The sequence below is a fragment of the Methylocystis sp. MJC1 genome (genome assembly GCF_026427715.1).
Taxonomy (GTDB): Bacteria; Pseudomonadota; Alphaproteobacteria; order Rhizobiales; family Beijerinckiaceae; genus Methylocystis.
This window is the reverse complement of the sequence record NZ_CP107558.1, coordinates 620600-646911: the sequence shown is the minus strand read 5'-3', so window position 1 is coordinate 646911 and position 26312 is coordinate 620600. Positions and strand designations below refer to the sequence as shown.

Here is a 26312-nt window from a genome sequence, read left to right as displayed (position 1 = left end):
TGCTAAGCGCGCCTCATGCTCGAAGGCCTTCCCCCCAACGGCGCCAGCCATGTGCTGCGCCTCTCCACGGACGAGCGGCGCGCCCGCGCCGTCGCGGACATCATCGTCGAGACGTTCGACCCCACCGAGACAGCCGCCGGCGCCTTCGAGGTCGACGACGGCCCAGTCTGGACGGTCGAGGTCTATTTCGCTGATGCGCCCGACGAAGATGAAATCCGCGCGCTGATCGAGGTGGTGGCCGACGCCGAGACCGCCGCGCGCGCAGAATTCTCCGAGATCGCCAAGGAAGACTGGGTTCAGAAATCGCTCGCCGGGCTCGAGCCGGTGCGCGCCGGCCGCGTGCTGGTGCATGGCTCGCACGATCGTGAGCGGGTGCGAGCGAATGACATCGGCGTCGAGATCGAGGCGGCGCTCGCCTTCGGCACCGGCCACCACGGCACCACGCTAGGGTGTCTCCGCGCGCTGGATCGCGTTTTGAAACGCCGCCGCCCCCGCCGCGTGCTCGACGTCGGCACCGGGACGGGCGTGCTGGCGATCGCGGCGGCCAAGCTCCTGCATCAGCCTGTGGCCTGCGGCGACATCGACCCTGTCGCGGTCGAAACGGCCCGCGCCAATGCGGTGGCCAATAACGCCGGCGCCTATGTGCGGCCGGTCGTGGCCGTGGGGCTGCGCCATGAAGCCATCGTCGGAAAATACGACCTCATCCTCGCGAATATTTTGGCGAAGCCCTTGCGGCTGCTCGCGCCGTCCATCGCCGCAGCCGCAGCGCCGGGGGCGGAGCTGGTGCTCTCGGGCCTCCTCGCCCGCGACGTGGCCGGCGTTCTCTCGGCCTATCGCTCCCAGGGCTTTTCGCTCGCCGAACGCGGCGACATCGACGGCTGGGCGACGCTGGTGTTGAGACGCGGCGGCGCGCGGTGACGATCCGCCGCCTCCGCGCTGCGGATGCGGAGGCGTTCCATCATCTGCGGTTGGAGGCCTTCCGCCTCGAGCCGCGCTGCTTTCGCTATGCCCCGCAGGACGAGGCGGGCGGCGGAGCTGCAGAGAAGGCGGCTCGGCTGGAGCGCGATTTCGTCGTCGGCTACTTCGCCGGCGACGCGCTTGCGGGCGCCGCAGGGCTGGCCTTTTTCTCGGGCGCGAAGTTGGGTCACAAGGCGCTGCTCTGGGGCATGTATCTGCGCGCGGCGCATCGTGGCTCGGGCGCGGCCGACAGGCTGATGGAAGCGCTGATCGAACAGGCCCGCGCTCGGGTGGAGATCGTCACGCTGACAGTCGTCAATGAGAACCCGCGAGCGAAGCGATTCTACGAACGCTGGGGTTTCGAGACCTATGGCGTCGAGCCCCATGCGGCGAAGCTCGGCGACGGCGATTATCTCGGCGAGGCGCTGATGGCGCTGCGGTTGCGATAGCCCCCTCCCCAGCCCTCCCCCGCTATCGCTGGAGCGGGAGCAGATTGCAGCCTTCATTGACGATGCTAATCGCGAGCGTCCCCTCTCCCGCGGATCGCGGGGGAGGGACAGGGAGGGGGCGCTTGCGGCGACGACAAACCATTGCTCATGATCCCTTCACGAACTAGCTTTGCTTCATGTTCGAAGCAAAATTCCAATCCTTCGCCGACGCCTCCTCCTCGCATGACAGCGCCACGCGGATCGCCGCGCTGCGCGAGGAACTCGCGCGCCAAAACCTCGACGGCTTCCTCGTTCCGCGCGCCGACGCGCATCAGAACGAATATGTGCCCAAAAGCGCCGAGCGCCTCGCCTGGCTGACAGGCTTCACCGGCTCCGCCGGATTCGCCGTGGTTCTCGCGCAGGAAGCGGCGATCTTCGTCGATGGGCGCTATGTGATCCAGGTGCGCCAGGAGATCGACGGCAAGATCATCACGCCCGTCGACATCTCTGAGACCGCGCCTTCGCAATGGCTCGCGGAGCATGCGCGCGAGAGCGCCCGCATCGGCTATGATCCCTGGGTGCATACGAGCGGCCAGATCGAGCGCTTCGCCAAGGCGGTCGAGGGCAAGAAGATCGCGCTCGTCCCGCTCGACGCCAATCCGATCGACGCGCTTTGGGCCGATCGCCCGAGCGAGCCCGTGGGGCCTGTCGCCATCCATCCCGCGCGCTGTGCGGGCGAAACGGCCGCCTCCAAAATCAAGAAGCTGCGCGAGGCGCTCAAGGGCGCCGACGCGGCGCTGATGTCCGATCCGCACGCCATCTGCTGGGCGTTCAACATACGCGGCGCGGATGTGGCGCATACGCCAATTGTCCTCGCTTTCGCGCTTCTGCCCAAGGAAGGCGCGCCGGCGCTTTACGTCGACGACGCCAAGCTCGACGCGAAAACGCGCGCCGCTCTGGAAAAATTCCTTGCGCTGCGCGCCCCCTCCGAGCTGATCAGCGATCTGACGGAAGCCGGCAAGTGTGGCGAGACGGTGATGTTCGACGCCGCCACTGCGCCCGTGAAGCTCGTCGAGACGCTGCGCGCCGCCGGCGGCAAGCCACGCGTGACCGACGACCCCGCGGCGCTGCCAAAGGCCATCAAGAACAAAGCCGAGCTCGCCGGCGCGCGCGAAGCGCATATCCGCGACGGCGCCGCGCTGACGCGCTTCCTCGCCTGGTTCGCCGAAGCGGCGCCCAAGGGCGCGCTCACCGAAATCACAGCGGCCGAAGCCGCGGAGACCTTCCGCCGCGAGAGCGGCGATCTGCGCGACATTTCCTTCCCGACGATCTCCGCCTTCGGCGAGCATGCGGCGATCCCGCATTATCGCGTGACCGAGAAAAGCAATCTCAAGATCGGCAAGGGCGTCTATCTCATCGACAGCGGCGCGCAATATATCGACGGCACGACGGATGTAACGCGCACGGTCGTCGTCGGCCGCGCCTCGAAGCAATTGAAGGATCATTTCACCCGCGTGCTCAAGGGCCATATCGCCATTGCGCGGGCGGTGTTTCCCAAAGGCGTCACGGGCGCGCAGCTCGACGCTTTCGCGCGGCGTTATTTGTGGGAGGCGGGGCTCGATTTCGATCATGGCGTCGGCCATGGCGTCGGCTCATATCTTTCCGTGCACGAGGGGCCGCAGCGCATTTCCAAGATGGGCGCGACGCCCTTGCAGCCCGGCATGATCCTCTCGAATGAGCCCGGCTATTACCGCGCCGGCGAATATGGAATCAGGCTCGAAAATCTCATCATCGTAGAAAAGCGTGAGATCGCCGGCGCCGAGCGCGAAATGTATGGCTTCGAGAGCATCACGCTCGCGCCTTTCGATTTGAACTGCATCGAGCCGAAGTTGATGAACGTCGAAGAGAGCGCCTGGCTCAACGCCTATCACGCTTATGTGCGCAAGACGCTCTCGCCGCTATTGGACGCCAAGACGCGCCGGTGGCTGAGAGAGGCGACGCAGGCGATTTGAGCGGAGAAACCGTCATTGCGAGCGGAGCGAAGCACTCCAGAGCCACATCACGGCCCTGGATTGCTTCGTCGCTTTGCTCCTCGCAATGACGGAGTGATACGGCCACGCTGTCACTGAACCATCACAGCGCCGTCATGCAAGCTCAATCCAACCGTCACGCAAACGCAGTCGCAACGTCGCGAAAACGCAGCGCAATATCCCTAGCCTTGCGTCATGGCGTTTACGACGGATCTAGCGGCGAAGCTGACGCGCGATGCGTCATCCCTCCCGCAAACCGGCCTCTCCGGCCAATGGCTGCAACGTCTTCTGGACGCTGATCTTGCCGCCGTTCACCTCTTCTCCCGCTCGGCGCGGCCCAAGGCTATCCGCTTTCTCGCCATTGGCGTGAGCAAGCTCGGCAATGGCTGGATCTATCCGATCCTCCTCACCATCGTCTTCCTCGGGCTCGGCTGGCGGGGCTGGCATGTCGTGCTGCTCGCCGCCGCCAACGCCGCGCTGCTGCACATTCTCTATCCGATCATCAAGCGCCGCTTTTGCCGCAAGCGCCCCTTCCATGTCGATCAGCGCCTGCCGTCGCTGCTGAAGACGCTGGACGAGCACTCCTTCCCGAGTGGCCACGCCATGACGCTGACCGGCGTGCTGGCGCCGATCGTCCTTGCGTGGCCGGCGATGAGCGCTTCCGCGGTGGTCCTCGTGATCTCCATGGCCTGGTCGCGGATCGCGACAGCGCATCACTATCCGAGCGACGTCATCGCCGGCATAGCGCTCGGCCTCGGCCTCGCCTTCCCGCTGTCGACTTACGCGCTCGCGCTTTTCTAGGCCGCGCGCGGGAGCGTCAGCGGCGCCTCGGCAGGCGCCGCGCTCACGCGGCCCCTGGCGCCTTCGAGCGCGCCCGGGATTAGTTCCAGCCCCAGAAAGCGCGCACGCTCCACCGGGCCCGGTAGCGTCAGCTCCTCGGTGAAGCGGCGCTCGAAGCCGAAGCGACGATAGTAGGGTTCGTCGCCGACAAGCAGCACCGCGCTATGGCCGAGCGCCGTCGCACGATCCAGAGACGCGCGCATCATCTCGCCGCCGAGCCCCAGCGAGCGGGCGTGCTCGGCGACCGCCAGCGGGCCGAGCAGCAGCGCCGGACGGCGTCCGCCGGCGAAGACCGGCCACAAGCGAATCGTCGCGAGCAGCTCGCCCTCATCGTCCCTGGCGACAAGCGCCAGCCCCTCTGCGGGCACATGCCCCTCGCGCAGCCTTTCGCAGGTCTTGAGGAATCGCGCGGGTCCGAAAGCGGCGTCGAGCAGGGCTTCGCGCGCGCCGACATCCGCCGCCGTCTCTTCGCGAATCGCAAAGGACGCGCTCGGCAGCGCCACGGGGGCTGCGATGGGCGCGAAGAGGTCGGTGTGAAGGTTAAAGGTCATCTGTTCCTCCCTCAGAGGACAAGCGACCCTCGCGCCTGGCGCGTGGCGACGCGCCCGCCGTACGGGACTGGTTTTACTAGGATTTCGATCTCGCTCCGCAGACGCATGCGTCTGCGGGATGGGATCATGTTCTTTCGAGCGTCATGCCCACGCGCGCATCCATCCACGCGATGCGAGATCGCGCTGGCGTGGATGGCCGGGATGAGCCCGGCCATGACGTTGCGAGTCGAGCGACGAATCGCTCAGATGATGAAGGTCTCGAGCGGCGGGAAGCCGTTGAAGCCGACTGCCGAATAGGTGGTCGTATAGGCTCCCGTTCCCTCGATCAGCACCTTCGTGCCGATCTCGAGCGAAATCGGCAGCGCATAGGGCGCCTTCTCATAGAGCACGTCCACCGAATCGCAGCTCGGGCCCGCGATGACGCAAGGCTCGGTCGGCGCGCCGTCCGCTTCCGTGCGAATCGGGTAGCGGATCATCTCGTCGATCGTCTCAGCGAGGCCGTTGAACTTACCGATGTCGAGGTAGACCCAGCGCAGCTCGCCCTCGGCTTCCGACTTCTTCGAGATCAGCACGATTTCCGCCTCGATGATCCCGGCGTTGCCCACCATGCCGCGGCCCGGCTCGATGATCGTCTCCGGAATGCGGTTGCCGAAATGCTTCGACAACGCGCGGAAGATGGCGTTGCCATACTGTTTCACCGCCGGCACGTTCTTCAGATATTTCGTCGGGAAACCGCCGCCGAGATTGACCATCTGAATATTGATGCCGCGCTCAGCGAGATCACGGAAAATGTCGGCCGCCGACTTCAGCGCGCCGTCCCACTTGCGCGGGTCGGTCTGCTGCGAGCCGACATGGAAGGAGACGCCATAGGCCTGCAGGCCCAGGCGATGCGCATGTTCCAGCACGCGCGTCGCCATCTCCGGGACGCAGCCGAATTTGCGCGACAGCGGCCATTCGGCGCCCGAGCCGTCGCAGAGGATGCGGCAGAACACTTTCGAGCCCGGCGCGGCGCGCGCGATCTTCTCGACTTCCTCGACGCAATCGACCGCAAAGAGGCGGATGCCGAACTCGAAGGCGCGCGCAATGTCGCGCTCCTTCTTGATCGTATTGCCGAAGGAGATGCGATCAGGCGTAGCGCCGGCGGCGAGCGCCTGCTCGATCTCGACGAGCGAGGCCGTGTCGAAGCAGGAGCCCAGCGACGCGAGCAGCGAGAGCACTTCCGGCGCCGGATTGGCCTTCACGGCGTAGAAGACGCGCGTGTCGGGCAGCGATTTGGCGAAGCCGAGATAGTTCTCGCGCACGACATCGAGATCGACGACGAGGCAGGGACCCGTGTCGCGGCCGCCGCGGCGGCGCTCGGCGAGGAATTCTTGGATACGGTCGGTCATTGCGGCATCCCCTTCGAAGGGCGCGGGTCGAGCCGCGCCAGGAACCAAGTTGCTTCGGCGGATGCACGACGCCGTTCCCTCGCGCGCGTGGTGGAGACGCGACGACGGTTGAATGCGCCAGCAATCCAGGATCGCCACGCTTGCGCGCGAACAATCCGGTGATGCGCCGTCGGCCAGTCGGACAACGAAAAACACGCGCACAGACGCATGTCGCTCGGTATCAGAACAGCCTCGATTGGAAGGGGAAGAACCCTTTCCGCACGCCCGGCAAGAAAGACAAGCCTCTTCGGTAAGTCGGCCTTTGGAGGGCTGACAGAGACCAAAAAAGCCCGGTCCGTCGTTGCTTTAAGTCGCGATCCTCCGCTGAGAGCGGAGTTCGCCGGTTCGCCTCCGGCTGCCGGTTTTTTTAACGGTGGTTAACCGGCCTCTTGTCCGGATCCCCGCCGACCGACACACGACCACAGGCACGTGCGATTTGGGCAAGGCTGTAGATACGCCCTTTTCGGTCCGACACAAGCCTTTTTTGACCTTTGTCGGGAATTTTTTCGGCCATGGCGCAGCGTAGTCGAGGCGGCGCCCCGCGAGCGCGGGAGAGGCAACGGCTTGCGCAACCGGGGCGTTAACGCTAGAGCAGCTTTAGCCGCGCGCTGCACATGCAGATGCAGAAAACAAGCGCTGCTTCGGTAATCGAAGATGATGAACATCACCCGGCGCCAAATGATCGGCGCCTTGGCCGCGTCAGGCGCGCAGATCGCCTTTCCCGCCTACGGGCAGAGCCAAAGCCCCGCTCCGAAATTCGGCTTCGACGAAGTCGTGGCGCGCGCGCGCGGTCTCGCCCGGGCGCCTTTCGAAGATGCGACGCCACGCCTGCCCGACCCTTTCAATGCGCTCGAGTACGACACGTGGCGCGACATCCGCTACAAGCCGGACCACGCGCTGTTTTCCAATCTCACCGGCGGCTTCCGGCTCCAGACCTTTCACCTGGGCTTCCTCTACCGCCGCGCCGTCACGATCAACACGATCCGCGACGGCATCGCCGCGCCGATTCCCTATTCGCCCGCCATGTTCGACTATGGCAGGCTGAAGCTCGACAAGTCGCCCGCGGTCAACACCGGCTTCGCCGGCTTCCGCCTGCATTTCCCTGTCAATGATCCGCACGTCGAGGATGAGGCGATCTCGTTTCTGGGAGCGAGCTATTTCCGCTTCCTCGGTCGCGATCAGCAATATGGCCTCTCGGCCCGCGCGCTCTGCGTCGAAGCGGGCACGAGCCGGGAGACCTTCCCCTTCTTCCGCGAGTTCTGGGTGGAGACGCCGGTTTCGGGCAACAACCACATCACGATCTACGCTTTGCTCGACGGCGAAGCGGCGACGGGGGCCTATCGCTTCGATCTCACGGTCGGGCAGGAAAGCACGCTCGACGTGCAGGCGACGCTGTTTCCGCGCCGTGCGGGCGTGAAGTTCGGCCTTGCGCCGCTCACCTCGATGTATCTCACCGGCGAAAACGACCGCCGCGTGCGCGACGGCTTCCGCGACGAGCTGCATGATTCCGACGGGCTGCTCGTTCGCACCGGCTCGGACGAGTGGCTCTGGCGCCCGCTGGGCAATCCGGCGCGCGAACGCATGTCGTCTTTTCTAGATCGCGATCCGCGCGGATTCGGCCTGCTGCAGCGCGACCGCACCTTCGAATCCTATCAGGACCTCGACCTCGCCTATCAGAACCGGCCGAGCTATTTCGTCGAGCCTGTCGGCGATTGGGGCGAGGGCCGCGTCGAGCTCATCGAGCTGCCGACCCCGGACGAAACCAACGACAATATCGTGGCGAGCTGGGCGCCCGCGACGCCCCCCGAGCCCGACAAGCCCTTCTCCTTCGCCTACCGCGTCACCGCCGGGCTCGACATGCCGCGCCTCGCGCCGAACGGTCGCGTCGTCCATACCTTCGAGGCGCCGGCGCGGGCGCTCGGCTCGTCCGAGCCGAACAATCCCGGCGCAAGGCGTTTTCTCGTGGACTTTGCCGGCGGCGACCTCAGCTACTATGTTTCCGATCCGGCGCAGGTCGAAGCGGTCGCCTCCACCTCTTCCGGCCGTGTGCTGCGCGCGAGCGTGACGGCCAATCAACATATCGACGGGCTGCGGGCGCTCTTCGACGTCTCGGTGAAACCGGGCGACACCGCGGATCTGCGGCTCTTCCTGCGCGCGAACGGTCGCACGCTGACGGAGACCTGGACCTATCCCTGGACGGCGCCGTCGGGAACCTGAGGCGCCGCCCCTAGCTTAGCCAAGCTCGAAAGCGCCGACCGGCTTCATCGCGCCGTCGCCGTTAAGCGCCGGCGTTTTCTTTTCGGGGCGGCCCGTTCTACCCCAAGCGAATTCGACGCCATGAGCGTCGAAAGCGGTTTGGATCGCGGCCAGCAAAGCGCTTCTCGCCGGGGCGTCGCTCTTCAGCCCGAAGTGAACATAGAAGCGCAGGATATATTGAATTTGGCCTTCCCTGCTGTCGTAGACCTCGACACGGGGAGCCTTTTCGCGGCTGATGTTGTCGATTTGGGGAAGCGCGGCGTCGATCGCCTCTTCCAGCGCCTTGCGAATAAGAGCGGTCGGAACGCCGGCGAAGGTCGAGACAATGATGGTTGACTCCGACCAAGAGGCCGGACGGGAGCGATTGACGATCGTCGCCCCGGCGAGCACCGAGTTGGGCACCATCACATAGTCCGGCGAGGTCGTGCGGATCGTCGTGGTGCGCCAGGTCATCTCTGTGACCATGCCGCGAATCTCGCCTCTCGAAATCTCGATCCAGTCGCCGAGCACGAAAGGCTTCTCCATGCCGATCATGACGCCCGCGAAGAAGTCGAGAATGAGTTTCTGGACAGCGAAACCGACCACGATCCCGACGAGCCCGGATGTCAGCCCCACGCCTTGCAAATCCAGGCCGAACAAAAAATGGCCGGCCCACAGCAGGGCCACGCCATAGATCAGGAAGGAAACGACCGACCGCAATATCGCCGGCGCGCGCTGCGGGTCGGCAGAATCCGCGACCGCTTTCCAGACGTGCCCTTCGAGCCAGGAATTGAACGTGTAGGCGCAAGCAAAGGCGATCCAGGCGACGATGCTCGGCCAAACCGCTTTTTCGACGCCGAGCCCCGTCGCCTTGACGAGCGCTTCGATGTCGGGCGCGAGATAAGCCGCAATATTGCCGCCGGCGAAAGCCGCCAGCCCGACCAGGACGCGTAAGCTGGCCTCTGGCCAGCGGGCGAAGACGAACAGCAGGGCGCCGGCGGATGTGAAGGCGAAGGGGATCGCCAGCGTCCAAATAAGCCAGCGGCGATCGGCGCCGCCGGACCACCCCTCGAACGGAACGGCGGCAATGTCGATCTGCGCTCCGGGGAGGCGCACCGCCGTCTCCAGCGCGTCCGATCCCTCGTCGAAAAGTTTCTGATCGCCCTGAAAAGCCGGTTGCGCCGTCCCATCCTGCTCCAACCGCATGGCGAAGCGGTATTTCTGCGGCTCAGCGCAAACGCCCAGGCGGCAGACGAGCGCCTTGCGATCGATCAGCACCGTGGCGAAGCCCCAGAAATTGTCGCGCGACGGCCCTTGATCCCCAAGGAACACGGGACGCCGATAGAGGAACGCCTGATCGCCGTTGGGCATGTTGACCGGGCCGGAGAACACGGGGAGCCCGGTCTCCAAGGCCCGTTGGTTCGCGGCCGCGTCGGCGGCGGAATGGGCCAGATCGTGGCCGATCAGCGCCGGATCGATCGAATCGGGAGGCTCGACGTGGCTGATCTTGCCGCCGCGCGCGAGGCGAATCGATATGACGTCCGGATTCCCGCGCCGGAGCCGTTGGGCGAATTGGCGGAACTCGGCATCGGAGAAATCCGGATGCGCCGACACAAAGGCCGAAAGATTGCTGCTGACCGAGAGCTCTTCCGTCACGTCGCGCGTCGCACGGCTGGTGACGAGGCCGAGTTCCTTCTGCGTGGCGTCGCGAGAGGCGCCTGCCGCGCGGCTCACTTCCAGCCGATCGAGGATCGTCGCCAGCCCGAGGAGAACCAGAAACACGGAAGCAGACGCCCCAAAAGCCCACAGGCGGCTGCCGAGCGGCAAGCCGGCCGCGCCGCGCAGCCAAACAAAGGCGACCGTTCCGCAAAAGAGGGAAAGAAGAAGCGCAAGGCCGCGGATGGCCCACCGATTGGGCGAGTCCTGGTTCCATCCGTCAGAAGGCAGGGCGGCGATCTCGATCCGCACGCCGGGGAAGCGCACGGCCGTAAGCGCTGGCTGTCCGGCAGCGTCGAAGAGACCCGGCTCGCCGCGCAACATGCCGCGATATTGCTGATCGACAAAGATCTTCATCGCGATGCGATATTTCGGGCGCGGCTCGCAAAGACCGAATTTGCATTCTACGGCCGGTCCGGCTTCGAGAGTTATGCCGACGAAAGCGGGTTTGGCGCCAGGACCCGGAGATCCTTCAGTGAAAACGGGACGCGCATAGAGCAAGCCCGGCTCGCCGTCGCGTAACGCGAAGGGGCCGACGAGAGCGGGCGTTCCCTTTTCGATCGACCGCGCCACAGAAGGATCGGACGCCAGGATATGCGTCTCGATCCGGTCGAGCGCGGCGCGGTTTTCGGTGAAGGGCTCGATCCGCGCCACCTTTCCGTTCTTCACGAGGAAAACCCGGCGCAGGTCTGGATTCTCGCGGATGAACGGGCGGATGTAATTCGAATATGCTTGCTGGTCGATGTTCGGATTGGCGCCGACCAATGCGCTGAGGCCCTGCACGACGGCGACCTTTTGCGTCAGATCCCGCGTCGCCCCGCTGCTCATCGCCTCCAAATCAGCGACCGCTTCGTCGCGCTGCTTCTCCAGCCAGCCATTACGGTCGATCCGTTCGGCGAAGGCCGCCGCGACGACCAGGGCCAGCGCAACCGCCAAAGCCGCTAACGCCGGTTGCCAGAGCGAGGTCGTTCGGGCTCCCTCAGCCGCGTTTTGCTTATCCATTCTTCTCTGACTCCGACCCAAACTGAGTAAACAAAGCCTATCGCCTAGCTAAAAGAATTCTAAAGCTCAAGCCGTTCGGAGGGAGTCGTGCGGCGGCGCCTGCCCGCTAGGAGCGTGGCTTCCGCTCGAAGAGGACGCGCGCCAGGAAGCCGAACGCAGCAGCGGCGAAAAGCGCCGCAATACGCCAGGAAAACAGATTGGCCAGCAGCAGCGCGATCGCCGCGAGAACGGCCGCGATCACCATGCCGCGCAGGGCCGTGGGGGAAAGAATAGGCGTGTCGGACGGCCGCACGACGGGGCGCGGCATCATTTGCTCCATGACGCTGGCGAGAACGAGCCCCGCGCCGGGGTCGATGAGCAGGCGATAGGTATCGATTGTCCGCGTGGGATAGGGAAAGGCCGGACCGCCTTGCGCCAGCTCATGCGGGAATACCGTGGCCTCCCACCGCTCGGCGTCTATTCGCGCCAGGTAAAGATCGAATAAGCGCACGCCGCCGTTGGCGTCATAGGCCGGGATACGCCCTTTGAGCGCATAGACAGACTGAGGCGAATTTTCCGACGGCAGCCGATCGAGCGGGATTTGATACGCCGACTCGATTAGCCGGCGCACGGGGACGCCGCGATCCTCCGCGGCGTTGCGCAGCAATGTCTCGGCCTCGCGCAGAATCGACTCTTCGGTCAGCCGGCCGTCGCGCAGCTCCGCGATCATCGGCCGGGAGGTCTCCTGCGCATAGGAGGCCTTGGCGACGGCGGCCGAAAGCAGGCGGTCCTCGCCGGTCTTGATGTCCGGCAAGGGCAGAACGAGGCTGTCGAAAAGATGCGACATTCCCTCAGCCGGCGCGCCGGCTGTCGGCGACGGCGCGGCAGCGGAAGCCGCCGGCGGCGCCGGCGCCCGATTGGCGACGCGCAGGCTCTGCGCATCCGTGGTCACTGGCGGCAGCGGCGCGATCTTCTCGACGCTCATCGGGGAGACTCCTCGCGGCGGAGCCTATTTACGCCGCCTTGCGTGAAACGGCCGTCTTCGTGACGCCGCTATTCGTTCTTCAGGCGCGCGAGATCGAAAGCCTCCACATCGCGCAGCAATTCGATGAAAGCCGTCGCCCAATAATCCGCCGTCGCCTCGCCCTTTTCGGCCGTCGCCCGGGAGGCGTCGCCCATGGCGCCCGAGGGCGACAGATCCTGCGTCAGCCAGCCGAAGCCCGCCGGCCGATCGGCGCGCAGCCAGGCGAAGTCGCGCTCGAAATCGAGCGTCGCCGGCGGGAAGTTCTTGGCGCGCCCCATGTCGACCAATTCGGGCCGGAAGGCGAGCATGAGCGAGGTCTCGATCTCGCCGCCATGAATGCCGTGGCGTTGCTCCTGCGCCGAGAAGAGCCCGTCGGGATAGCCAAAGCGCGCCCAGGAGCAGGTGACGGCGAGAAGGCCGAAATGCGCCCGCAAGTCGAGCGCGACGGTGGAGATCAGCGCCGAATTGCCGCCATGAGAATTCATCAGCACGAGCTTCTTCACGCCGGCGCGCGCGACGCCTTCGGCGATGTCGAGGAGCATTCGAGAGGCCGTCTCGTGCGACAGCCATAAGGAGCCGGGGAAGTCGCGATGCTCGAGCGAGACGCCGACGCTCTGCATCGGCAGGAAGACGGCGTCGAGGTCTTCGGGCAGACGCGCCGCGACGCGCTCGATGCACCCCTCCATGATCATGGCGTCGACGCCGAGCGGCAGATGCGGCCCATGCTGCTCGACGGCGGCGATGGGCAGCACGGCGATGACGCCAGACATGTCATGCGCGCGTATGTCGCGCAGGGAAAGCTCGGACCAGAAGCAAGAGGGCAGCATGGGCCGATTAAAGCCCGGTTGCGGTGAAAATGCGAGCCTGAAGGCTCGCGCTCCGTGAATTGGACCGCGCGTCTTCAGACGCGCTCGGTTTGTTGACAAACCTGCGAGGCGGCCTCGTCCTTCGAGACGCGAGCTCCTCAGGATGAGGCCTAAGTGTTCGGCGCAGATGCAGAGGACCCTCATGCTGAGGAGCCTGCGCAGCAGGCGTCTTGAAGCACGAGGGGCGTCAACGCCACTTTGTCAGCAGTATGCGCGCGTCTTCAGACGCCTTTCGCCAATCAATCCAGACCGGCGCCGAACTCTCCCGGTCCCCTGCCGCCCATATGCTCCACGCCACCCATGTGGCCGCCCATGTGGCCCATATGCGTTTTGATCGCCGCGTGGACGAGCGCGCCGAAGCGGCGCTTCTGCGCCTCGTCGAGATTGTCGTAGAGCGGCTTGGCGGCGGCGGCGACCTTATCCAATTCGCCGGCGCGTGCGGCCATATGTTGCGCCCGCTGGCGCAGGGCGCCGAGGGGATCCGATTCGAGAGAGGGCGGCGCCTTGTCGCGCCATTCCTCGAAATGGGCGACGCGGGTCTTGGCGATCTCGCGCAGCGCCGTCTCCAGCGCAGGCCAGTTCTTCTCCTGATCGGGCTTGAGTTGGAGACCCGCCTTTAATGCGGCGATGCGGGCATCGGCAAAGGCGGCGATGTCCTGCACGGAAACGTGGTGGGGGCGAACGAATGGCTCGGCGTTCGCCGCTTGCGCGACGGCGGTCGCGCCGCAGAGAGTCAGGGCCGTGACGATAACAAGAAGAGAACGACGCATGATATGTCCTAAATGACTGTCCACGTCGCGGATTGTTTCGTCTCAGCCGGCGCTCGGCAATTTAAAGTTCGGTAATGTCGCGCTATCTTCAGCTTGAAACCCAACCAGACGAAGGACTCCGACCGTGCCGCTCAAATTGTCGCGTCGTCAGGCGACGCTCTTTCTCGGCGCCGCCGCTGGCGCGCTTCTCTCCGGCGCCGCGCGCGCGGAGGACGGCAAGAAGATGATCGTGCACAAGAGCCCGACCTGCGGTTGCTGCGGCGGCTGGGCCGAGCGCATGCGGGCGGCGGGATTTGTTGTGGAAGAGATCAAAGAGCCCGACATGAGCGCCGTGAAAGCCAGGCTCGGCGTGCCGGAGCAAATGGCCTCCTGCCACACCGCCGAGCTGGACGGCTACGTCATCGAAGGCCATGTGCCGCCGCAGGCCGTCGTCCAGCTGCTGAAAGACCGCCCGAAGATCACGGGCGTCGCCGCGCCCGGCATGCCGATGGGCTCGCCGGGCATGGAGATGGGTCCGCCGGAGCTTTATACGCTGTATTTGTTCGACGCCTCGGGCGCGCGCGAATTCGGCAAATGGCTCGGCGATAAGCCCGCCTGATCGGCCACGCCTAGCAAGCCCAGATAGCGGGCGGCGCCCCTGCCCGCGGCGCGCCCCGTGGCGAAAGCCGCCTGAAGCAGATAGCCGCCCGTCGGCGCGTCATAGTCGAGCATTTCCCCCGCAAGGAAGACGCCCGGCATTTTCTTGAGCATGAGGTCGGCGTCGAGTTCCTCGAAGACGACGCCGCCCGCCGTTGAAATGGCGCGCTCCAGCCCGGCGACTCCTGTGACCGTGAGCGGCGCGTTCTTGATCAGCGTGGCCAGGGCCTCGGCGTCTCGCGGCAAGCCCTCCGGCTGCGCCTCGCGCAGCAGGCCGATCTCGGCCTTTGAGAAGCCGGCGCGGCGCAGGAAGGTCGCGTGAGACTGTTTCGGCGGACGACGCGACAGCTTGCGGGCAAGGCAGACTTGGCTGGTGTCGGGGCGCAGATCAACGAGAAGCGCCGTCGCGCCCTTTGTCGTCGCCTCGCGCAGGCGCGAGGAGAGCGCGTAGACCGGCCCGCCCTCGAGCCCCTTGGCCGTCACGACCATATCGCCGCGCGCCGTCGCCTCGCCATGGCGGAGCAGGACGGTCTTGATCGGCTGGCCCTCGAAATCCGCGCGGAAGATCGGGCTCCAACGGACAAGCGCGCCGCTGTTTGCCGCTGATAGCGGCGTCACCTCGATCCCTGTGGCTTTCAAGAGGCCGACCCAGCCCCCCTCGGAGCCGAGCTTCGGCCAGGAGGCGCCGCCCAGCGCCAGCACCACGGCGCCGGCCGCCCGGGAGACTTCATGTCCGTCAGGACCTCTCAGCCGTAGAGTCCCGTCTTGGGCAAAGCCCAGGAAGGAGTGACGCAAAGCAATGGTCACGCCGAGCTGGGCGAGGCGCCCGAGCCAGCCACGCAGCAAAGGCGACGCCTTGAAGCTCGCCGGAAAGACGCGGCCGCTGCTGCCGACGAAAGTCGCCTCGCCGAGCTCGGCGCAGAAATCGCGAAGCGCCTGGGGCGGAAAAGCCCGCACATATGGCCCGAGGCGCTTCGCCGCCGCGCCGTAGCGCGAGATGAATCGCTCGAGATTTTCGCTATGCGTGATATTGAGCCCGCCACGGCCAGCCATGAGAAATTTGCGCGCGGGGCTCGGCTTGTGCTCATAGATGACCACGCGCGCGCCAGCGCGGGCGAGCATCTCGGCGGCGAAAAGCCCGGCGGGCCCGGCGCCGATCACAGCGCAGAACGGAGCGGCGGCGGCGTTAATGTGAGCGGCCTCCACGCGAACGGCGGCGGAAAATGCGAATCGGGGATGGATTTGTCCCATCTCTTGTCACGCTTCTTGACCGGCGTTTTGTCGCGCCCCAGTTAGCACGGGCCCCCAGCAAGCGGAAGTAAACTTTATATGACGGCGGATGAAATTCAGCAAAATGACGCAGAAGGCGAACGCTTCGACTTTTTCGTCAGCGAAGGCGAGAGCGGTGGGCGGCTCGATCGCTATCTGGCGGAACGGCCGGAGCTCGTCGCGGCGCATCTCTCCCGCAGCCGCATCAAGGCGCTGATCGAGGAAGGGCGCGTCACGCTTCGCGGCGCAGCGATAAATGATCCGGCAAAGAAGCTGTCGGCTGGCGACTCCGTGACGCTCGACGTGCCGCCGCCCGCCCCCGCCGAACCCCAGGCCGAGGATATCGCGCTCAATATCGTCTATGAGGACGCGCATCTCATCGTCATCGACAAGCCGGCGGGGCTCGTCGTGCATCCCGCGAGCGGACATGAGAGCGGCACGCTGGTCAACGCCCTCATCGCCCATTGCGGGGAAAGCCTTTCGGGCGTCGGCGGCGTGAAGAAGCCCGGCATCGTGCATCGCATCGACAAGGACACGACAGGCCTGCTCGTTGTCGCCAAAACCGACGCTGCGCATCATGGCCTCTCGGCGCTTTTCGCCGACCATGGCCGCACGCTCTCGCTCACGCGCGAATATCTCGCCTTCGTCTGGGGCGTCCCCGACCGCGCGCATGGGACGATCGAAACCTATCTCGGCCGCCATTCGATCCAGCGCGAGCGCATGGCCGTTGTGCCGGAGTCGCGGGGACGCGAGGCGATCACCCATTGGGAAAAGATCGCCGATTATGGCGTCGCGTCGCTGATCCGCTGCCAGCTCGAAACAGGTCGCACGCACCAAATCCGCGTTCATATGTCGCATATCGGCCATCCGCTGATCGGCGACGCGACCTATGGCGCGGGCTTCAAGACCAAGGTCGCTAAGCTCCCCGAAGAGGCGCGCACGGCGGTGGAAAGGCTCGGCCGCCAGGCGCTCCACGCGGCGACGCTCGGCTTCGAACATCCGATCACGAGCGAGGAGATGATGTTCGAGAGCGACCTGCCGCAGGACCTCGTCGCATTGATGGCGGCGCTCGAACAGATTTGAGCGCGGTTGAGGCCGAGGCAAAAATAAGCGCTATTAGCGAAACGCATTTCCAGACATCGCCGCTCGAGGAGGGCAAAGAATGTTGTCGCGCTGGTTAACCATCATTGCTTTGAGCATGGGCATCGGAGTCTTCGCGCAACCGGCCGTCGCCGACCCCGCTTACCTTGAGGACGCGATTGCCGAAACCAAGGAAGCCATTGCGGCGGGCAAGCAGCTTCAGGCCGGCTCTTTCGTCGAGCACGCCGACGAAGCGATCGACCGCGCCCGCAGCGCCGTCTGGCAGACGCCCGTCGACGAGATCCGCAAGGGCATCAAGCTCATGCGCAAGGCGGTGAAGCTTGCCAAAGGCACGAACTCCGATAAACGCATTGCCAAGGCGACCGAACAGGCGGAACTCGCGCTGGAGCAGTTCGAAGCGGTGAAGTGACGTGACCTGCGGTGGGTCATTCCCGACGGGCCGGAGGCCCGATCGGGAATCCAGAGCCAAAACAGCGTTGGTTTGCCCTGGATTCCCGATCGCCCGCTTTGCGGGCGTCGGGAATGACAGTGAACCACGTGAGAGAATCCGCTCGCATTAACGCCCCTCGCAAGCTGAGAGCGGCATGGACTCCAGACGATAGACCTTGTCGTCGCTCTGCGTCTTCTTCTCTTGCCCGCAATAGGCTTCGAGCTGCAGGCCCATATTGGGGGCGCCGAGCGTCATCACGCCTTTCTCGCCGCGCCGCAGATAGATTGTGCGCGACTCGCCGGTTGTGCAGCCTGTGGCCTTGGCGTTCTCGATGTCTTGCGGCGCGCAATCCGCCTCACTGCCCGTCTTGCAGAAGGTGGCGCTGCATTCCCACTGATCCTCGAATGGCGTGCAGCTATATTTCAGCGTCGCAGGCTTGCCGTTCTTTCGCGTCGTCACCGAAGCCGAGACGCTCGCGCCGTCCGGCCAGTCGGGCAACAGCTTTTTCGCGCGGTCCGCATCGATTTGCTTTTCGTCACGCCACACGCGCACGGAAACCGTCTGCTGCTGCGGATGCGAGGCCAGATGCTCGGCCGAGTAATCGCGGCCATAGCAAAACGGAACCTCGGGCGTGAGCCGCTCGCGCAGCGGCGCACCCAGGCGGGCATAGGGCGAATTGGTCTTGTTCGCCTCCGCAACGCATTCCTCGATCGGCCTCTGCTCCAGACGGAAGCTTCTATCGTCGGAGCCGAGCTTCGTTGCGGCGCTATCCGACTCCCCTTCCTCGGGATCCATCAGAAGGTCGGCTCCCACCCCATCCAAGATCATATGCGCATCGTCCTCCGCTCGGAGCCCGCCGATATGGCGATCGCATTCGCCGCCGCATTGCAGGCTGGCTTTCGACTTGTTGTCGTAATCGTTTTTGTAGCACCAGCCTGAGACGTTCTCCGGCTTCTTGGCGCCGCGAAGGGTGACGAGCGCCGCGACATGGGTCGTGTCGCGGTTGGAGGCGTCCGCTTCCGGATTGGCGTGCTTATGCGGGCTTTCCTCGCTGTGGCGCAGATTGGGGTCCTCCCAATAGGTCGCGGCCTTGTCCTTGCCGATCATGAAAAACAGCCGCTCGACCTTCTGGCGCGGATGCGCGGCGAGATGGGCGCCGTCATAGACCCTCGCGAAGCAGAGCTTGCCCTGCGTGGCGATCATCTTCTCGATACGCGAGGGCTCGTCGGCACGAGCGACAAAGGACACAACCGCCGCGCTCATCGCCACGACAAATCTTAAAAATCGCACGCGCCCCTCCCCAGCTTCTGACGTTTCACGGACTATGCCATAGTTTTCTTTTCTCGCATGAGGGCTGGCGCACATGGATAGACGCGGCGTTTTTCAGGGGGCTTTAGTGGCGGCGACCGGCTGGTTCGGCGTTGCGCGGGCGGCGGGCGAGGAACGCGCGCCGATGAAGGTGGTCTATCATCTCTCGAATTTCGAGAAGGCCGACTTCGTCCTGCACAATATGCGCGTGCATTATGAGCACGCAGCCGGCCCGACGACTCTCGCCCTCGTCGTGCACGGCCCCGCCGTCCGCGCGTTCCATCGCGAGGGGTCGGGCGTCACGCAGGAGCGCTTCGCGGGTCTCTCGAAGCGTGGGATGACGCCCTACATCTGCGCCGTCGCCTTGCGCGGGCACAATATGGAAGAAAAGGATTTAACGCCCGGCTTTCAGATCGTCGAAGCCGGCACGGTCCGTCTCGCGGAATTGCAGCGCGACGGCTATCTCTACATTCGGCCGTAACAAGATGGTTTGAACGACTGGCATTGGGACTTGTCATTCCTGACAGGCCGCAGGCCTGATCGGGAATCCAGAGCCAAGATAGCGCGGGTTGCCCTGGATCCCCGATCGCTCGCTTTGCGAGCGTCGAGGATGACAGAGAAGCTAACCGCCGTCCTTTCGCGCCTCAGCCGTCTTGCCGCTGCGTTCCTTCGCCTTGGTCTTGCGGAGGTTCTCTGCGTTCTTTTGCGGGGTTTCCTCCTTGGAGGCGCCGGCCTCATGCAGGGCGATGGCGATCGCCTGCCTGGGGTTTTTCACCTCTTTGCCTGTGCCGCTCTCGAGTTCGCCATGCTTGTATTCGTGCATGACGCGGCTCACGGTTTTCTTCTGTTCTGGCGATTGCTTGGGCATGACAGCGCTCCCGTGCAAGGAACGCTGATTGAACGCATGGGATAGGCGGGCGTTCTCTTCCGCGCCCGAGACGCAGGCGCTTTGTCGAGCTAATCGGCGGCGGGGCAAGGCGCAGCGCGCGCCCCGCCCCTAAGCTGCCCCTCACTCCACCAGCGCGGCCTTCGCCTTGCCGAACTTCTTGCGGTCGTTCGGATCGAGATAGACCTTGCGCAGGCGGATCGACTTCGGCGTCACTTCCACGCGCTCGTCGTCCTCGATATAGGCCAGCGCCTTTTCGAGCGTCATCTGGATCGGCGGCGTCAGGCGCACCGCTTCGTCCTTCGATTGCGTGCGGATGTTGGTGAGCTGCTTGCCCTTGAGCACATTGATCTCGAGATCATTGTCGCGCGTGTGCTCGCCGACGATCATGCCGCGATAGACCTTCCAGCCCGGCTCGATCATCATCGGGCCGCGATCTTCCAGCTTCCACATCGCGTAAGCCACGGCCTCGCCCTGATCGTTCGAGATCAGCACGCCATTGCGGCGGCCCTGAATCTCGCCCTTATAAGGCGCGTAGCTGTGGAACAGGCGGTTCATGATCGCCGTGCCGCGCGTGTCGGTGAGCAATTCGCCCTGGTAGCCGATGAGGCCGCGCGTCGGCGCGTGGAACACGAGGCGCAGGCGATTGCCGCCGGACGGGCGCATCTCGATCATTTCGGCCTTGCGCTCGGCCATCTTCTGCACGACGACGCCGGAGTGCTCCTCGTCGACGTCGATGACGACCTCCTCGATGGGCTCGAGAATTTCATCGCCCTCGCCCTTCTTGAAGACGACCTTGGGACGCGAGACGCCCAGCTCGAAGCCCTCGCGGCGCATGGTCTCGATCAGAATGCCAAGCTGCAATTCACCGCGGCCAGAGACGATGAAGGCGTCGCCCATCGGCGCGTCTTCGACGCGCAAGGCGACATTGCCTTCGGCCTCCTTCATCAGTCGCGCGCGGATCATGCGGCTCGTGACCTTGTCGCCTTCCGTGCCCGCGAGCGGCGAGTCATTGACGAGGAAGGTCATGGACAGCGTCGGCGGATCGATCGGCTGCGCCTGCAGCGGCTCGTTGACCTCGAGCGCGCAAAGCGTGTCGGCGACGTTGAACTTTTCGAGGCCCGCAATGGCGACAATGTCGCCGGCTTCCGCCTCGTCGATCGGCTGGCGCTCGATGCCGCGGAAAGCGAGAATCTTCGAGACGCGGCCCTGCTCGACGACCTTGCCGGTGCGGTCGAGCACCTTCACGGCCTGGTTCGGCTTCACGCTGCCGGCGAAGACGCGGCCGGTGATGATGCGGCCGAGATAGGGGTTCGCTTCGAGCAGCGTGCCGAGCATGCGGAAGCCGCCTTCTTCGACCGTGGGCTCCGGCACATGCTTGAGCACGAGATCGAACAGCGGGGCCATGCCGTCCTGCGGGCCGGTCGGCTCCTCGGCCATCCAGCCCTGCTTGGCGGAGCCGTAGATGATCGGGAAGTCGAGCTGCTCGTCGGTGGCGTCGAGCGCAGCGAAGAGATCGAAGACCTCGTTGACGACTTCCGAGACGCGCGCGTCCGGCTTGTCGACCTTGTTGACGCAGACGATGGGCTTGAGGCCGATCTTGAGCGCCTTGCCGACGACGAATTTCGTCTGCGGCATCGGGCCTTCGGCAGCGTCCACCAGCACGATGGCGCCATCGACCATGGAGAGAATGCGCTCCACCTCGCCGCCGAAATCGGCGTGGCCGGGCGTGTCGACGATGTTGATGCGCACATCCTTCCAGGTGATGGACGTGGCCTTGGCCATGATCGTGATGCCGCGCTCTTTTTCGAGATCGTTCGAATCCATCACGCGCTCGGCGACGCGCTGGTTCTCGCGGAAAGCGCCCGACTGCTGGAGGAGGCGGTCGACGAGCGTGGTCTTGCCGTGGTCGACGTGGGCGATGATGGCGATATTGCGCAGCTGCATGGCGGCTTTCGATTAAACAGCCGCGACCCGTTCCGTCAGGCTTGAACTGGCCCGGAAGACGCGGCGGCGACTTATGTTGCGATGCGGCGGCTTTTACAGGAGCGGGGCGGCGAAGGGAATAGAAAAGGGCGAGGCAGGGGCGCCTTGGGGGGCTCCAAGCGTGGGTTTAGCTCATTTCCTACCCTGGATGGGCCCCGCCACTACGATGGGGAGCGGCTCGCGATGCTCCCCTTTCGTTGGCGGCCTCCCTTCCAGCGAAATAGAGTGGCGGTCGCCGCCGCGAGCGAATAAGTCGTCGCGCTACAGGCCAAGATTTGCCCTGAGCCAGAAGGCGGCCTCCATCAAGGCGCGCTCCGAAATATTCGCGCCGAAAGCGAGATAGCTGGCGACGGAGGCCGTGAAGGCGAGCGTCGGCGCGACCGCCTGGAGGCGCGCCTTGACGTCGAACGGGCCGGCGAGACGGAAAAACAAAACCGAACACGCCAGTCCGACCGACGCGCCGACGACCGCATCGGGAAAAGTGTGGCCGCCCACGAGGAAGCGATTGAAGAACACCAATAAAGCGACCGACCAGGACGCGGCGGCAAAAAGGTAACCCGCCGGGGACCGGGTCGTCTGCGCCATTCTGCCGAACGAGCAGAAGAAGAAGCAGGCCAGCGCCGCATGCCCGCTGGGGCTGTAAAGCTCTCCAAAACCATGGATGGCGGTGAAGACGATCTTGCCCACCGAGATCAGCGCCGCGCACAGGCCGGCGGAAAAGATGAAAGCGGCGGCCGGCCGCCGCAGGCCGACGAGCCACAGCCCGGCGGCGAGTCCGACGCAGGCGGACAAGACGAGGTTCGATGCGCCGAAGGGCGTGAAAAAGACCAGAAGCCTGGACGCAGTCACTGACGAGCCTCGAAAGAATTGCGGGCGTGCGACTTACATAAAAACTATCGGGCGATTTATTGGCTTCGCGCGCTACCCTTGAGCCGGCAGCGCGTCGCCGAATGCGCTGCGCCCTCCCCTAAGGGGGAAGGCGCCCGCCTTATCTTCGTCTGATTACTTCTTCGCCCCGCGCGCCGCGCGCTTGGCGAGCGTGCGCAGCCGCAGCGCATTGAGCTTGATGAAGCCTTCGGCGTCGCGCTGGTCGTAGGTGCCGCCCTCCTCAAAGGTCACGAGATCCTGGTCGTAGAGCGACCACGGGCTCTCGCGGCCGACGAGCGTCGCCGATCCCTTGTAGAGCTTCAGCCGCACGCGGCCGGTGACGAGCTCCTGGCTCTTGTCGATTGCGGCCTGCAGCATCTCGCGCTCGGGCGAGAACCAGAAGCCGTTGTAGATCAGCTCAGAATAACGCGGCATCAGCTCGTCCTTGAGATGCGCCGCGCCGCGGTCGAGCGTGATGCTCTCTATGCCACGATGGGCGACGAGCAGGATCGAGCCGCCGGGCGTCTCATACATGCCGCGCGACTTCATGCCGACGAAACGGTTCTCGACGAGATCGAGCCGGCCAATGCCGTGCTGGCGGCCCAGCTCATTGAGCTTGGCGAGCAGCGCCGCCGGCGTCAGCGCGACGCCATCGACCGCGACCGCGTCGCCCTTCTCGAAATCGATGGTGACATATTGCGGCTCGTTCGGCCCCTCCTCGGGATGGCCGGTGCGCGAATAGACGTAGTCCGGCGTCTCCTGCGCCGGGTCTTCCAGCACCTTGCCCTCGGAGGAGGTGTGCAGCAGGTTCGCGTCGGTGGAGAAAGGCGCCTCACCGCGCTTGTCCCTGGCGATCGGGATCTGATGCGCCTCGGCGAAGGCGATGAGATCGGTGCGGGAATGGAAATCCCATTCGCGCCAGGGCGCGATCACGGTGATGTCCGGCTCCAGCGCGTAATAGCCGAGCTCGAAGCGCACCTGGTCGTTGCCCTTGCCGGTCGCGCCGTGGCAAACGGCGTCCGCCCCCATCTGTCTCGCAATCTCGATCTGCTTTTTCGCGATCAGCGGACGGGCGATGGAGGTGCCGAGCAGATAGAGCCCCTCATAGACGGCGTTGGCGCGAAACATCGGAAAGACATAGTCGCGCACGAATTCCTCGCGCAGATCCTCGATGAAGATGTTCTCGGGCTTCACGCCGAGGAGCAGCGCCTTGTCGCGCGCCGGGCCCAGTTCCTCGCCCTGGCCGAGATCGGCCGTGAAGGTGACGACCTCCGCGCCATAGGTCGTCTGCAGCCATTTGAGGATGATGGAGGTGTCGAGGCCGCCGGAATAGGCGAGGACGACCTTCTTGATGTCTTTTTTGGCGCGGGTCATGTCGGGCTCGGTATTGGTGCTTGGTCGGCGCCGTTATAAGCCCGCCGCCGCCGCGCGCAAGCGTTGGGCCTGGGGTTGCGAGTGGTCAGCGGCCCGCTTGGGATGACAGAAGCCGCGATCTTTGGTGTGCGAAAGAGCACAAGCGAGGCGGGTCGAACTGCGCTAGGCTTCCGTTTCTGCCTTCCCTCTCCAGGAGAAGCCCGTGATCAGGAACTCGCTTGCAAGATTTGCCCTGGCCAATTGCGCTTTTTTCATTCTCTGCGCCCCGGCGCCCGCCAAGGACGAGCGGGTTTGGACCCTCTCGGGTCTTGAGGAAAAGAAGCCAGACTTGATCTTTCTCAACTACGGCGTTCCCGAGACGGACGACAGCTTCGGCGCCTTTCGCTGCAAGCCCAAGAGCGGCGTCGTGACCTTCTTCGTCTCCGAGACGAGCGAGAAGCTCAAACCCGGCAAGAGCGCCACAGCGGCGCTTTCCATCGGCGACGTTCAGACGAAAATCGCGGGCAAGCTTTTGCCGAATGAAGAAGCGGGCGTGCCGAGCTTCGAAGGGCGGCTGCCGGCGAATGACCCCATCTTCGAAGCGATGGCGACGGGCGAGACATTGGTCGCGGTCGTCGGTCCCTCCAAACAGACTGCGCCGCTGAAGGGCGCCGCCGAGAAGGTGACGAAATTCGTCGCGGCCTGCGCCAAGCCGTGACGGCGCGGCCTCGTCTTTCGCCCGGCGGGCCGCTACAATGACGTCATGAGCAGCCATCCGCCGCAAGATACGGCCAAAACCATCGCGGGGCTCACCCCCGCGCGCCGTCGCGCGCTCGACATTCTCGTCGAAGCCAACCGGCCCGTCGGCGCCTATGAGATGATCGATCTCATGGCGAGCGCAGACGGCAAGCGGCCGGCCCCCGTCTCGGTCTATCGCGCTCTCGCTTTTCTCCTCGACAATGGCCTGGCGCATCGGCTCGAATCCAAGAACGCCTTCGTCGTCTGCGGCCATTGCCACGGCGCCGAGGAGCCGGTGGTGTTTCTCATTTGCGAGGAATGCGGCGAGGTGAAAGAGGCGACCTCGCCCGGCCTCGCCCGCGAGCTTTCCGCGCTCACCAGCGAAGCGGGCTTCAAGGCGCGCACGCGCGTCGTGGAGATCGCCGGCCGCTGCGCCCGCTGCGCCGGCGCCTGACATGAACGCGCCGGCCCTTGCGTCTCGGACCTTGGTGCTGCGGGGCTTTCTCGTCTTCGTCTTCTGCCTTTTCGCGGCGCTGGCCTTGGCCGCCCCGAATTATCCGGCGCTCACCGGCCGCATCGTCGATCAGGCCGGCGTCATCCCCGAGGCGACGCGCGCCAGCCTGCTAACGAAGCTCAAGGACCTCGAAGACAAATCCAGCATCCAGCTCGTCGTCGCGACAATCAAGACGCTCGACGGCTATGACATCGAGACCTACGCCAACGGCCTCTTTCGCGCCTGGAAGCTGGGCGAAGCCAAAAAGAACAATGGCGTCCTTTTCCTCGTGGCGCCCAGCGAGCGCAAAATGCGCATCGAGGTCGGCTATGGGCTGGAAGGCACGCTGACCGACGCGCTCTCCAAGGTGATCCTCGCCAGCGCCGTCGCGCCGAAATTCAAGGCGGGCGACTATGGCGCCGGGATCGAGCGCGGCGTCGAAGGGATCATCGAAATCCTGAGCGGCGACTCGGCGGAATGGGTGAAGAAGGCTGCGCCTGCGCCCTCGATGGTCGACGAACTTCTTCCCCTGCTCATCTTCGCGCTCTTCGTTTTCATCTTCATCATGATGGCGCGAAGCGCCGGACGTCCGAAGGATTACCGCCACTATCGCCGCGGCGGCCCGCCGATCGTCATCCTGCCGCCGAGCCGCGGCGACTGGGGCGACGGCGGCTCTTTTGGCGGCGGCTCTTCGTGGGGCGGCGGCGACGGCGGCGGCTTCGACAGTTTCTCGGGCGGCGGCGGCTCGTCCGGCGGCGGCGGCGCCTCGGGAGATTGGTGATGCTGCTGACGGAGCAAGACCTCGACGCAATCGCCCAGGCAATCGGCAAGGCGGAGCAGAAAACCTCCGGCGAAATCGTCTGCGCTTTGGCGCGCCGCGCATCGGACTACGCCTATGTGCCGCCGCTCTGGGCCGCCTTTTTCGCGCTCGTCTCGCCCTGGCCGCTCGCCGAATTCACTGATCTTTCCGCCAAGACGATCTACGCCGCGCAGATCGGCGTCTTCATCGTTTCGGCGCTCATCGTCTCCTGGCCGCCGATCCGGCTTGCGCTCACCCCGCGCCTCGTCAAGAAGCGCCGCGCCGAGCGGGTGGCGATCGAGCAGTTTTTTTCCCGGGGCATATCGGGCACCAAAGGCCGCACGGGCGTGCTGATCTTCGTCTCCTTCGCTGAGCATTACGCCCGCATCATCGCCGACGAGGGACTGAACGGTAAAATCTCCGACGCGGAATGGAAGGCGGCGCTCGAGCCCTTGCTGACCTGCCTCGCGCAACGCCGCTGCGCGGAAGGTTTCGTCGTAACGATCGACGAATGCGCACGCCTGCTCGCACGCGCCGCGCCCCCCGGAGAAGAAGGCGACGAACTGCCGGATAAGGTCTATGTGAGTTGAACCTGAGCTGTTATTGCGACCACGGATTTTT

25 protein-coding genes are annotated in these 26312 nt (G+C 65.0%); 13 read left to right on the top strand and 12 right to left on the bottom strand.

Going from position 1 to position 26312, the window contains the following annotated elements; all coding sequences use genetic code 11:
* Positions 1-15: 15 nt before the first annotated feature.
* The 4 genes from OGR47_RS03170 (at position 16) to OGR47_RS03155 (ending at position 4216) form a co-directional block, all read left to right on the top strand.
* Positions 16-918 carry a 50S ribosomal protein L11 methyltransferase gene (locus OGR47_RS03170; protein ID WP_165051368.1) on the top strand — a complete coding sequence of 301 codons (903 nt, stop codon included), beginning with the start codon at positions 16-18 and terminating at the stop codon, positions 916-918.
* Positions 915-1406, top strand: coding sequence for a GNAT family N-acetyltransferase (locus OGR47_RS03165; RefSeq protein WP_246729664.1), 492 nt, complete (start codon positions 915-917; stop codon positions 1404-1406). The genes OGR47_RS03170 and OGR47_RS03165 overlap by 4 nt, the downstream gene beginning before the upstream one ends.
* Positions 1407-1582: 176 nt before the next feature.
* Entirely contained in the window at positions 1583-3397 is a 1815-nt protein-coding gene (locus OGR47_RS03160) for an aminopeptidase P family protein (RefSeq protein WP_165051370.1), read from the top strand.
* A gap of 213 nt (positions 3398-3610) precedes the next feature.
* Positions 3611-4216, top strand: a complete 606-nt coding sequence (locus OGR47_RS03155; RefSeq protein ID WP_165051372.1) for a phosphatase PAP2 family protein — start codon at positions 3611-3613, stop codon at positions 4214-4216.
* Here the strand turns inward: OGR47_RS03155 and OGR47_RS03150 are convergent.
* The gene (locus OGR47_RS03150; protein ID WP_165051374.1) at positions 4213-4806 is read right to left on the bottom strand and encodes a GNAT family N-acetyltransferase; all 594 of its coding nucleotides are present in this window, start codon (positions 4804-4806) and stop codon (positions 4213-4215) included. The genes OGR47_RS03155 and OGR47_RS03150 overlap by 4 nt on opposite strands.
* 242 nt (positions 4807-5048) lie before the next feature.
* On the bottom strand, positions 5049-6194 hold the full coding sequence (locus OGR47_RS03145; protein ID WP_165051377.1) for a type III PLP-dependent enzyme: 1146 nt from the start codon (positions 6192-6194) through the stop codon (positions 5049-5051).
* A gap of 693 nt (positions 6195-6887) precedes the next feature.
* Here OGR47_RS03145 and OGR47_RS03140 point away from each other — a divergent pair.
* Positions 6888-8450 (top strand): glucan biosynthesis protein, encoded by a 1563-nt coding sequence (locus OGR47_RS03140; protein WP_165051379.1) that lies wholly within the window; start codon positions 6888-6890, stop codon positions 8448-8450.
* Between the two features lie 15 nt (positions 8451-8465).
* Here the strand turns inward: OGR47_RS03140 and OGR47_RS03135 are convergent, their stop codons facing one another.
* The 4 genes from OGR47_RS03135 to OGR47_RS03120 all read right to left on the bottom strand — a co-directional run bounded on the left by OGR47_RS03135 (position 8466) and on the right by OGR47_RS03120 (position 13825).
* Entirely contained in the window at positions 8466-11186 is a 2721-nt protein-coding gene (locus tag OGR47_RS03135) for a mechanosensitive ion channel domain-containing protein (protein WP_165051381.1), read from the bottom strand.
* 106 nt (positions 11187-11292) lie between these two features.
* Positions 11293-12150 (bottom strand): hypothetical protein, encoded by an 858-nt coding sequence (locus OGR47_RS03130; RefSeq protein ID WP_165051383.1) that lies wholly within the window; start codon positions 12148-12150, stop codon positions 11293-11295.
* A gap of 68 nt (positions 12151-12218) precedes the next feature.
* A complete protein-coding gene (locus OGR47_RS03125) occupies positions 12219-13016 on the bottom strand; it encodes a creatininase family protein (protein ID WP_165051386.1) in 798 nt (265 codons plus the stop codon).
* 278 nt (positions 13017-13294) lie between these two features.
* On the bottom strand, positions 13295-13825 hold the full coding sequence (locus OGR47_RS03120; protein ID WP_165051388.1) for a Spy/CpxP family protein refolding chaperone: 531 nt from the start codon (positions 13823-13825) through the stop codon (positions 13295-13297).
* Between the two features lie 124 nt (positions 13826-13949).
* On the opposite strand from OGR47_RS03120, the gene OGR47_RS03115 reads away from it, so the two are divergent.
* Positions 13950-14423: a DUF411 domain-containing protein gene (locus tag OGR47_RS03115; protein ID WP_206527435.1), complete on the top strand. Its 474-nt coding sequence runs from the start codon at positions 13950-13952 to the stop codon at positions 14421-14423.
* Here the strand turns inward: OGR47_RS03115 and OGR47_RS03110 are convergent.
* Positions 14351-15712, bottom strand: a complete 1362-nt coding sequence (locus OGR47_RS03110; RefSeq protein WP_165051390.1) for an NAD(P)/FAD-dependent oxidoreductase — start codon at positions 15710-15712, stop codon at positions 14351-14353. The two genes, OGR47_RS03115 and OGR47_RS03110, sit on opposite strands and share 73 nt — an antisense overlap.
* Before the next feature lie 78 nt (positions 15713-15790).
* Between OGR47_RS03110 and OGR47_RS03105 the strand changes: the two genes are divergently transcribed.
* On the top strand, positions 15791-16813 hold the full coding sequence (locus OGR47_RS03105) for an RluA family pseudouridine synthase (protein ID WP_165051393.1): 1023 nt from the start codon (positions 15791-15793) through the stop codon (positions 16811-16813).
* A 79-nt stretch (positions 16814-16892) separates the two neighbouring features.
* Positions 16893-17240, top strand: a complete 348-nt coding sequence (gene smbP, locus OGR47_RS03100; RefSeq protein ID WP_165051395.1) for a small metal-binding protein SmbP — start codon at positions 16893-16895, stop codon at positions 17238-17240.
* 147 nt (positions 17241-17387) lie between these two features.
* Here the strand turns inward: smbP and OGR47_RS03095 are convergent, their stop codons facing one another.
* On the bottom strand, positions 17388-18551 hold the full coding sequence (locus OGR47_RS03095; protein ID WP_165051397.1) for a hypothetical protein: 1164 nt from the start codon (positions 18549-18551) through the stop codon (positions 17388-17390).
* Between the two features lie 73 nt (positions 18552-18624).
* Between OGR47_RS03095 and OGR47_RS03090 the strand changes: the two genes are divergently transcribed.
* Complete coding sequence (locus OGR47_RS03090) at positions 18625-19050, top strand: DsrE family protein (RefSeq protein ID WP_165051399.1); 426 nt, start codon at positions 18625-18627, stop codon at positions 19048-19050.
* 141 nt (positions 19051-19191) lie between these two features.
* Here the strand turns inward: OGR47_RS03090 and OGR47_RS03085 are convergent, their stop codons facing one another.
* The 4 genes from OGR47_RS03085 to OGR47_RS03070 form a co-directional block, all read right to left on the bottom strand.
* Positions 19192-19437 (bottom strand): DUF6496 domain-containing protein, encoded by a 246-nt coding sequence (locus OGR47_RS03085; RefSeq protein WP_165051402.1) that lies wholly within the window; start codon positions 19435-19437, stop codon positions 19192-19194.
* A gap of 141 nt (positions 19438-19578) precedes the next feature.
* Entirely contained in the window at positions 19579-21402 is a 1824-nt protein-coding gene (typA, locus tag OGR47_RS03080) for a translational GTPase TypA (protein ID WP_165051404.1), read from the bottom strand.
* Between the two features lie 300 nt (positions 21403-21702).
* Positions 21703-22290 (bottom strand): phosphatase PAP2 family protein, encoded by a 588-nt coding sequence (locus OGR47_RS03075; RefSeq protein WP_165051407.1) that lies wholly within the window; start codon positions 22288-22290, stop codon positions 21703-21705.
* A gap of 153 nt (positions 22291-22443) precedes the next feature.
* A complete protein-coding gene (locus OGR47_RS03070) occupies positions 22444-23682 on the bottom strand; it encodes an argininosuccinate synthase (protein WP_165051409.1) in 1239 nt (412 codons plus the stop codon).
* A 202-nt stretch (positions 23683-23884) separates the two neighbouring features.
* Between OGR47_RS03070 and OGR47_RS03065 the strand changes: the two genes are divergently transcribed.
* From OGR47_RS03065 to OGR47_RS03050, 4 genes are read left to right on the top strand one after another with little or no spacing between them, the layout of a single operon-like run.
* The gene (locus tag OGR47_RS03065; protein WP_246729665.1) at positions 23885-24379 is read left to right on the top strand and encodes a hypothetical protein; all 495 of its coding nucleotides are present in this window, start codon (positions 23885-23887) and stop codon (positions 24377-24379) included.
* Between the two features lie 45 nt (positions 24380-24424).
* Positions 24425-24853 carry a Fur family transcriptional regulator gene (locus OGR47_RS03060; RefSeq protein ID WP_165051411.1) on the top strand — a complete coding sequence of 143 codons (429 nt, stop codon included), beginning with the start codon at positions 24425-24427 and terminating at the stop codon, positions 24851-24853.
* A gap of 1 nt (position 24854) precedes the next feature.
* Positions 24855-25673 (top strand): TPM domain-containing protein, encoded by an 819-nt coding sequence (locus tag OGR47_RS03055; protein ID WP_165051413.1) that lies wholly within the window; start codon positions 24855-24857, stop codon positions 25671-25673.
* Positions 25673-26281, top strand: coding sequence for a TPM domain-containing protein (locus OGR47_RS03050; RefSeq protein ID WP_165051416.1), 609 nt, complete (start codon positions 25673-25675; stop codon positions 26279-26281). Before OGR47_RS03055 ends, OGR47_RS03050 begins: the two co-directional genes overlap by 1 nt.
* The last annotated feature ends 31 nt before the right edge of the window (positions 26282-26312 follow it).

Bases quoted from the DNA above. Each gene is read 5' to 3' on its own strand.
- OGR47_RS03145 (WP_165051377.1), bottom strand. From the start codon at position 6,194: ATGACCGACCGTATCCAAGAATTCCTCGCCGAGCGCCGCCGCGGCGGC.
- OGR47_RS03050 (WP_165051416.1), top strand. From the start codon at position 25,673: ATGCTGCTGACGGAGCAAGACCTCGACGCAATCGCCCAGGCAATCGGC.
- OGR47_RS03135 (WP_165051381.1), bottom strand. From the start codon at position 11,186: ATGGATAAGCAAAACGCGGCTGAGGGAGCCCGAACGACCTCGCTCTGG.
- OGR47_RS03085 (WP_165051402.1), bottom strand. From the start codon at position 19,437: ATGCCCAAGCAATCGCCAGAACAGAAGAAAACCGTGAGCCGCGTCATG.
- OGR47_RS03055 (WP_165051413.1), top strand. From the start codon at position 24,855: ATGAACGCGCCGGCCCTTGCGTCTCGGACCTTGGTGCTGCGGGGCTTT.
- OGR47_RS03105 (WP_165051393.1), top strand. From the start codon at position 15,791: ATGACGGCGGATGAAATTCAGCAAAATGACGCAGAAGGCGAACGCTTC.
- OGR47_RS03110 (WP_165051390.1), bottom strand. From the start codon at position 15,712: ATGGGACAAATCCATCCCCGATTCGCATTTTCCGCCGCCGTTCGCGTG.
- OGR47_RS03070 (WP_165051409.1), bottom strand. From the start codon at position 23,682: ATGACCCGCGCCAAAAAAGACATCAAGAAGGTCGTCCTCGCCTATTCC.
- OGR47_RS03160 (WP_165051370.1), top strand. From the start codon at position 1,583: ATGTTCGAAGCAAAATTCCAATCCTTCGCCGACGCCTCCTCCTCGCAT.
- OGR47_RS03060 (WP_165051411.1), top strand. From the start codon at position 24,425: ATGAGCAGCCATCCGCCGCAAGATACGGCCAAAACCATCGCGGGGCTC.
- OGR47_RS03170 (WP_165051368.1), top strand. From the start codon at position 16: ATGCTCGAAGGCCTTCCCCCCAACGGCGCCAGCCATGTGCTGCGCCTC.
- OGR47_RS03155 (WP_165051372.1), top strand. From the start codon at position 3,611: ATGGCGTTTACGACGGATCTAGCGGCGAAGCTGACGCGCGATGCGTCA.
- OGR47_RS03090 (WP_165051399.1), top strand. From the start codon at position 18,625: ATGGATAGACGCGGCGTTTTTCAGGGGGCTTTAGTGGCGGCGACCGGC.
- OGR47_RS03125 (WP_165051386.1), bottom strand. From the start codon at position 13,016: ATGCTGCCCTCTTGCTTCTGGTCCGAGCTTTCCCTGCGCGACATACGC.
- OGR47_RS03130 (WP_165051383.1), bottom strand. From the start codon at position 12,150: ATGAGCGTCGAGAAGATCGCGCCGCTGCCGCCAGTGACCACGGATGCG.
- OGR47_RS03120 (WP_165051388.1), bottom strand. From the start codon at position 13,825: ATGCGTCGTTCTCTTCTTGTTATCGTCACGGCCCTGACTCTCTGCGGC.
- OGR47_RS03150 (WP_165051374.1), bottom strand. From the start codon at position 4,806: ATGACCTTTAACCTTCACACCGACCTCTTCGCGCCCATCGCAGCCCCC.
- typA (WP_165051404.1), bottom strand. From the start codon at position 21,402: ATGCAGCTGCGCAATATCGCCATCATCGCCCACGTCGACCACGGCAAG.
- OGR47_RS03140 (WP_165051379.1), top strand. From the start codon at position 6,888: ATGATGAACATCACCCGGCGCCAAATGATCGGCGCCTTGGCCGCGTCA.
- smbP (WP_165051395.1), top strand. From the start codon at position 16,893: ATGTTGTCGCGCTGGTTAACCATCATTGCTTTGAGCATGGGCATCGGA.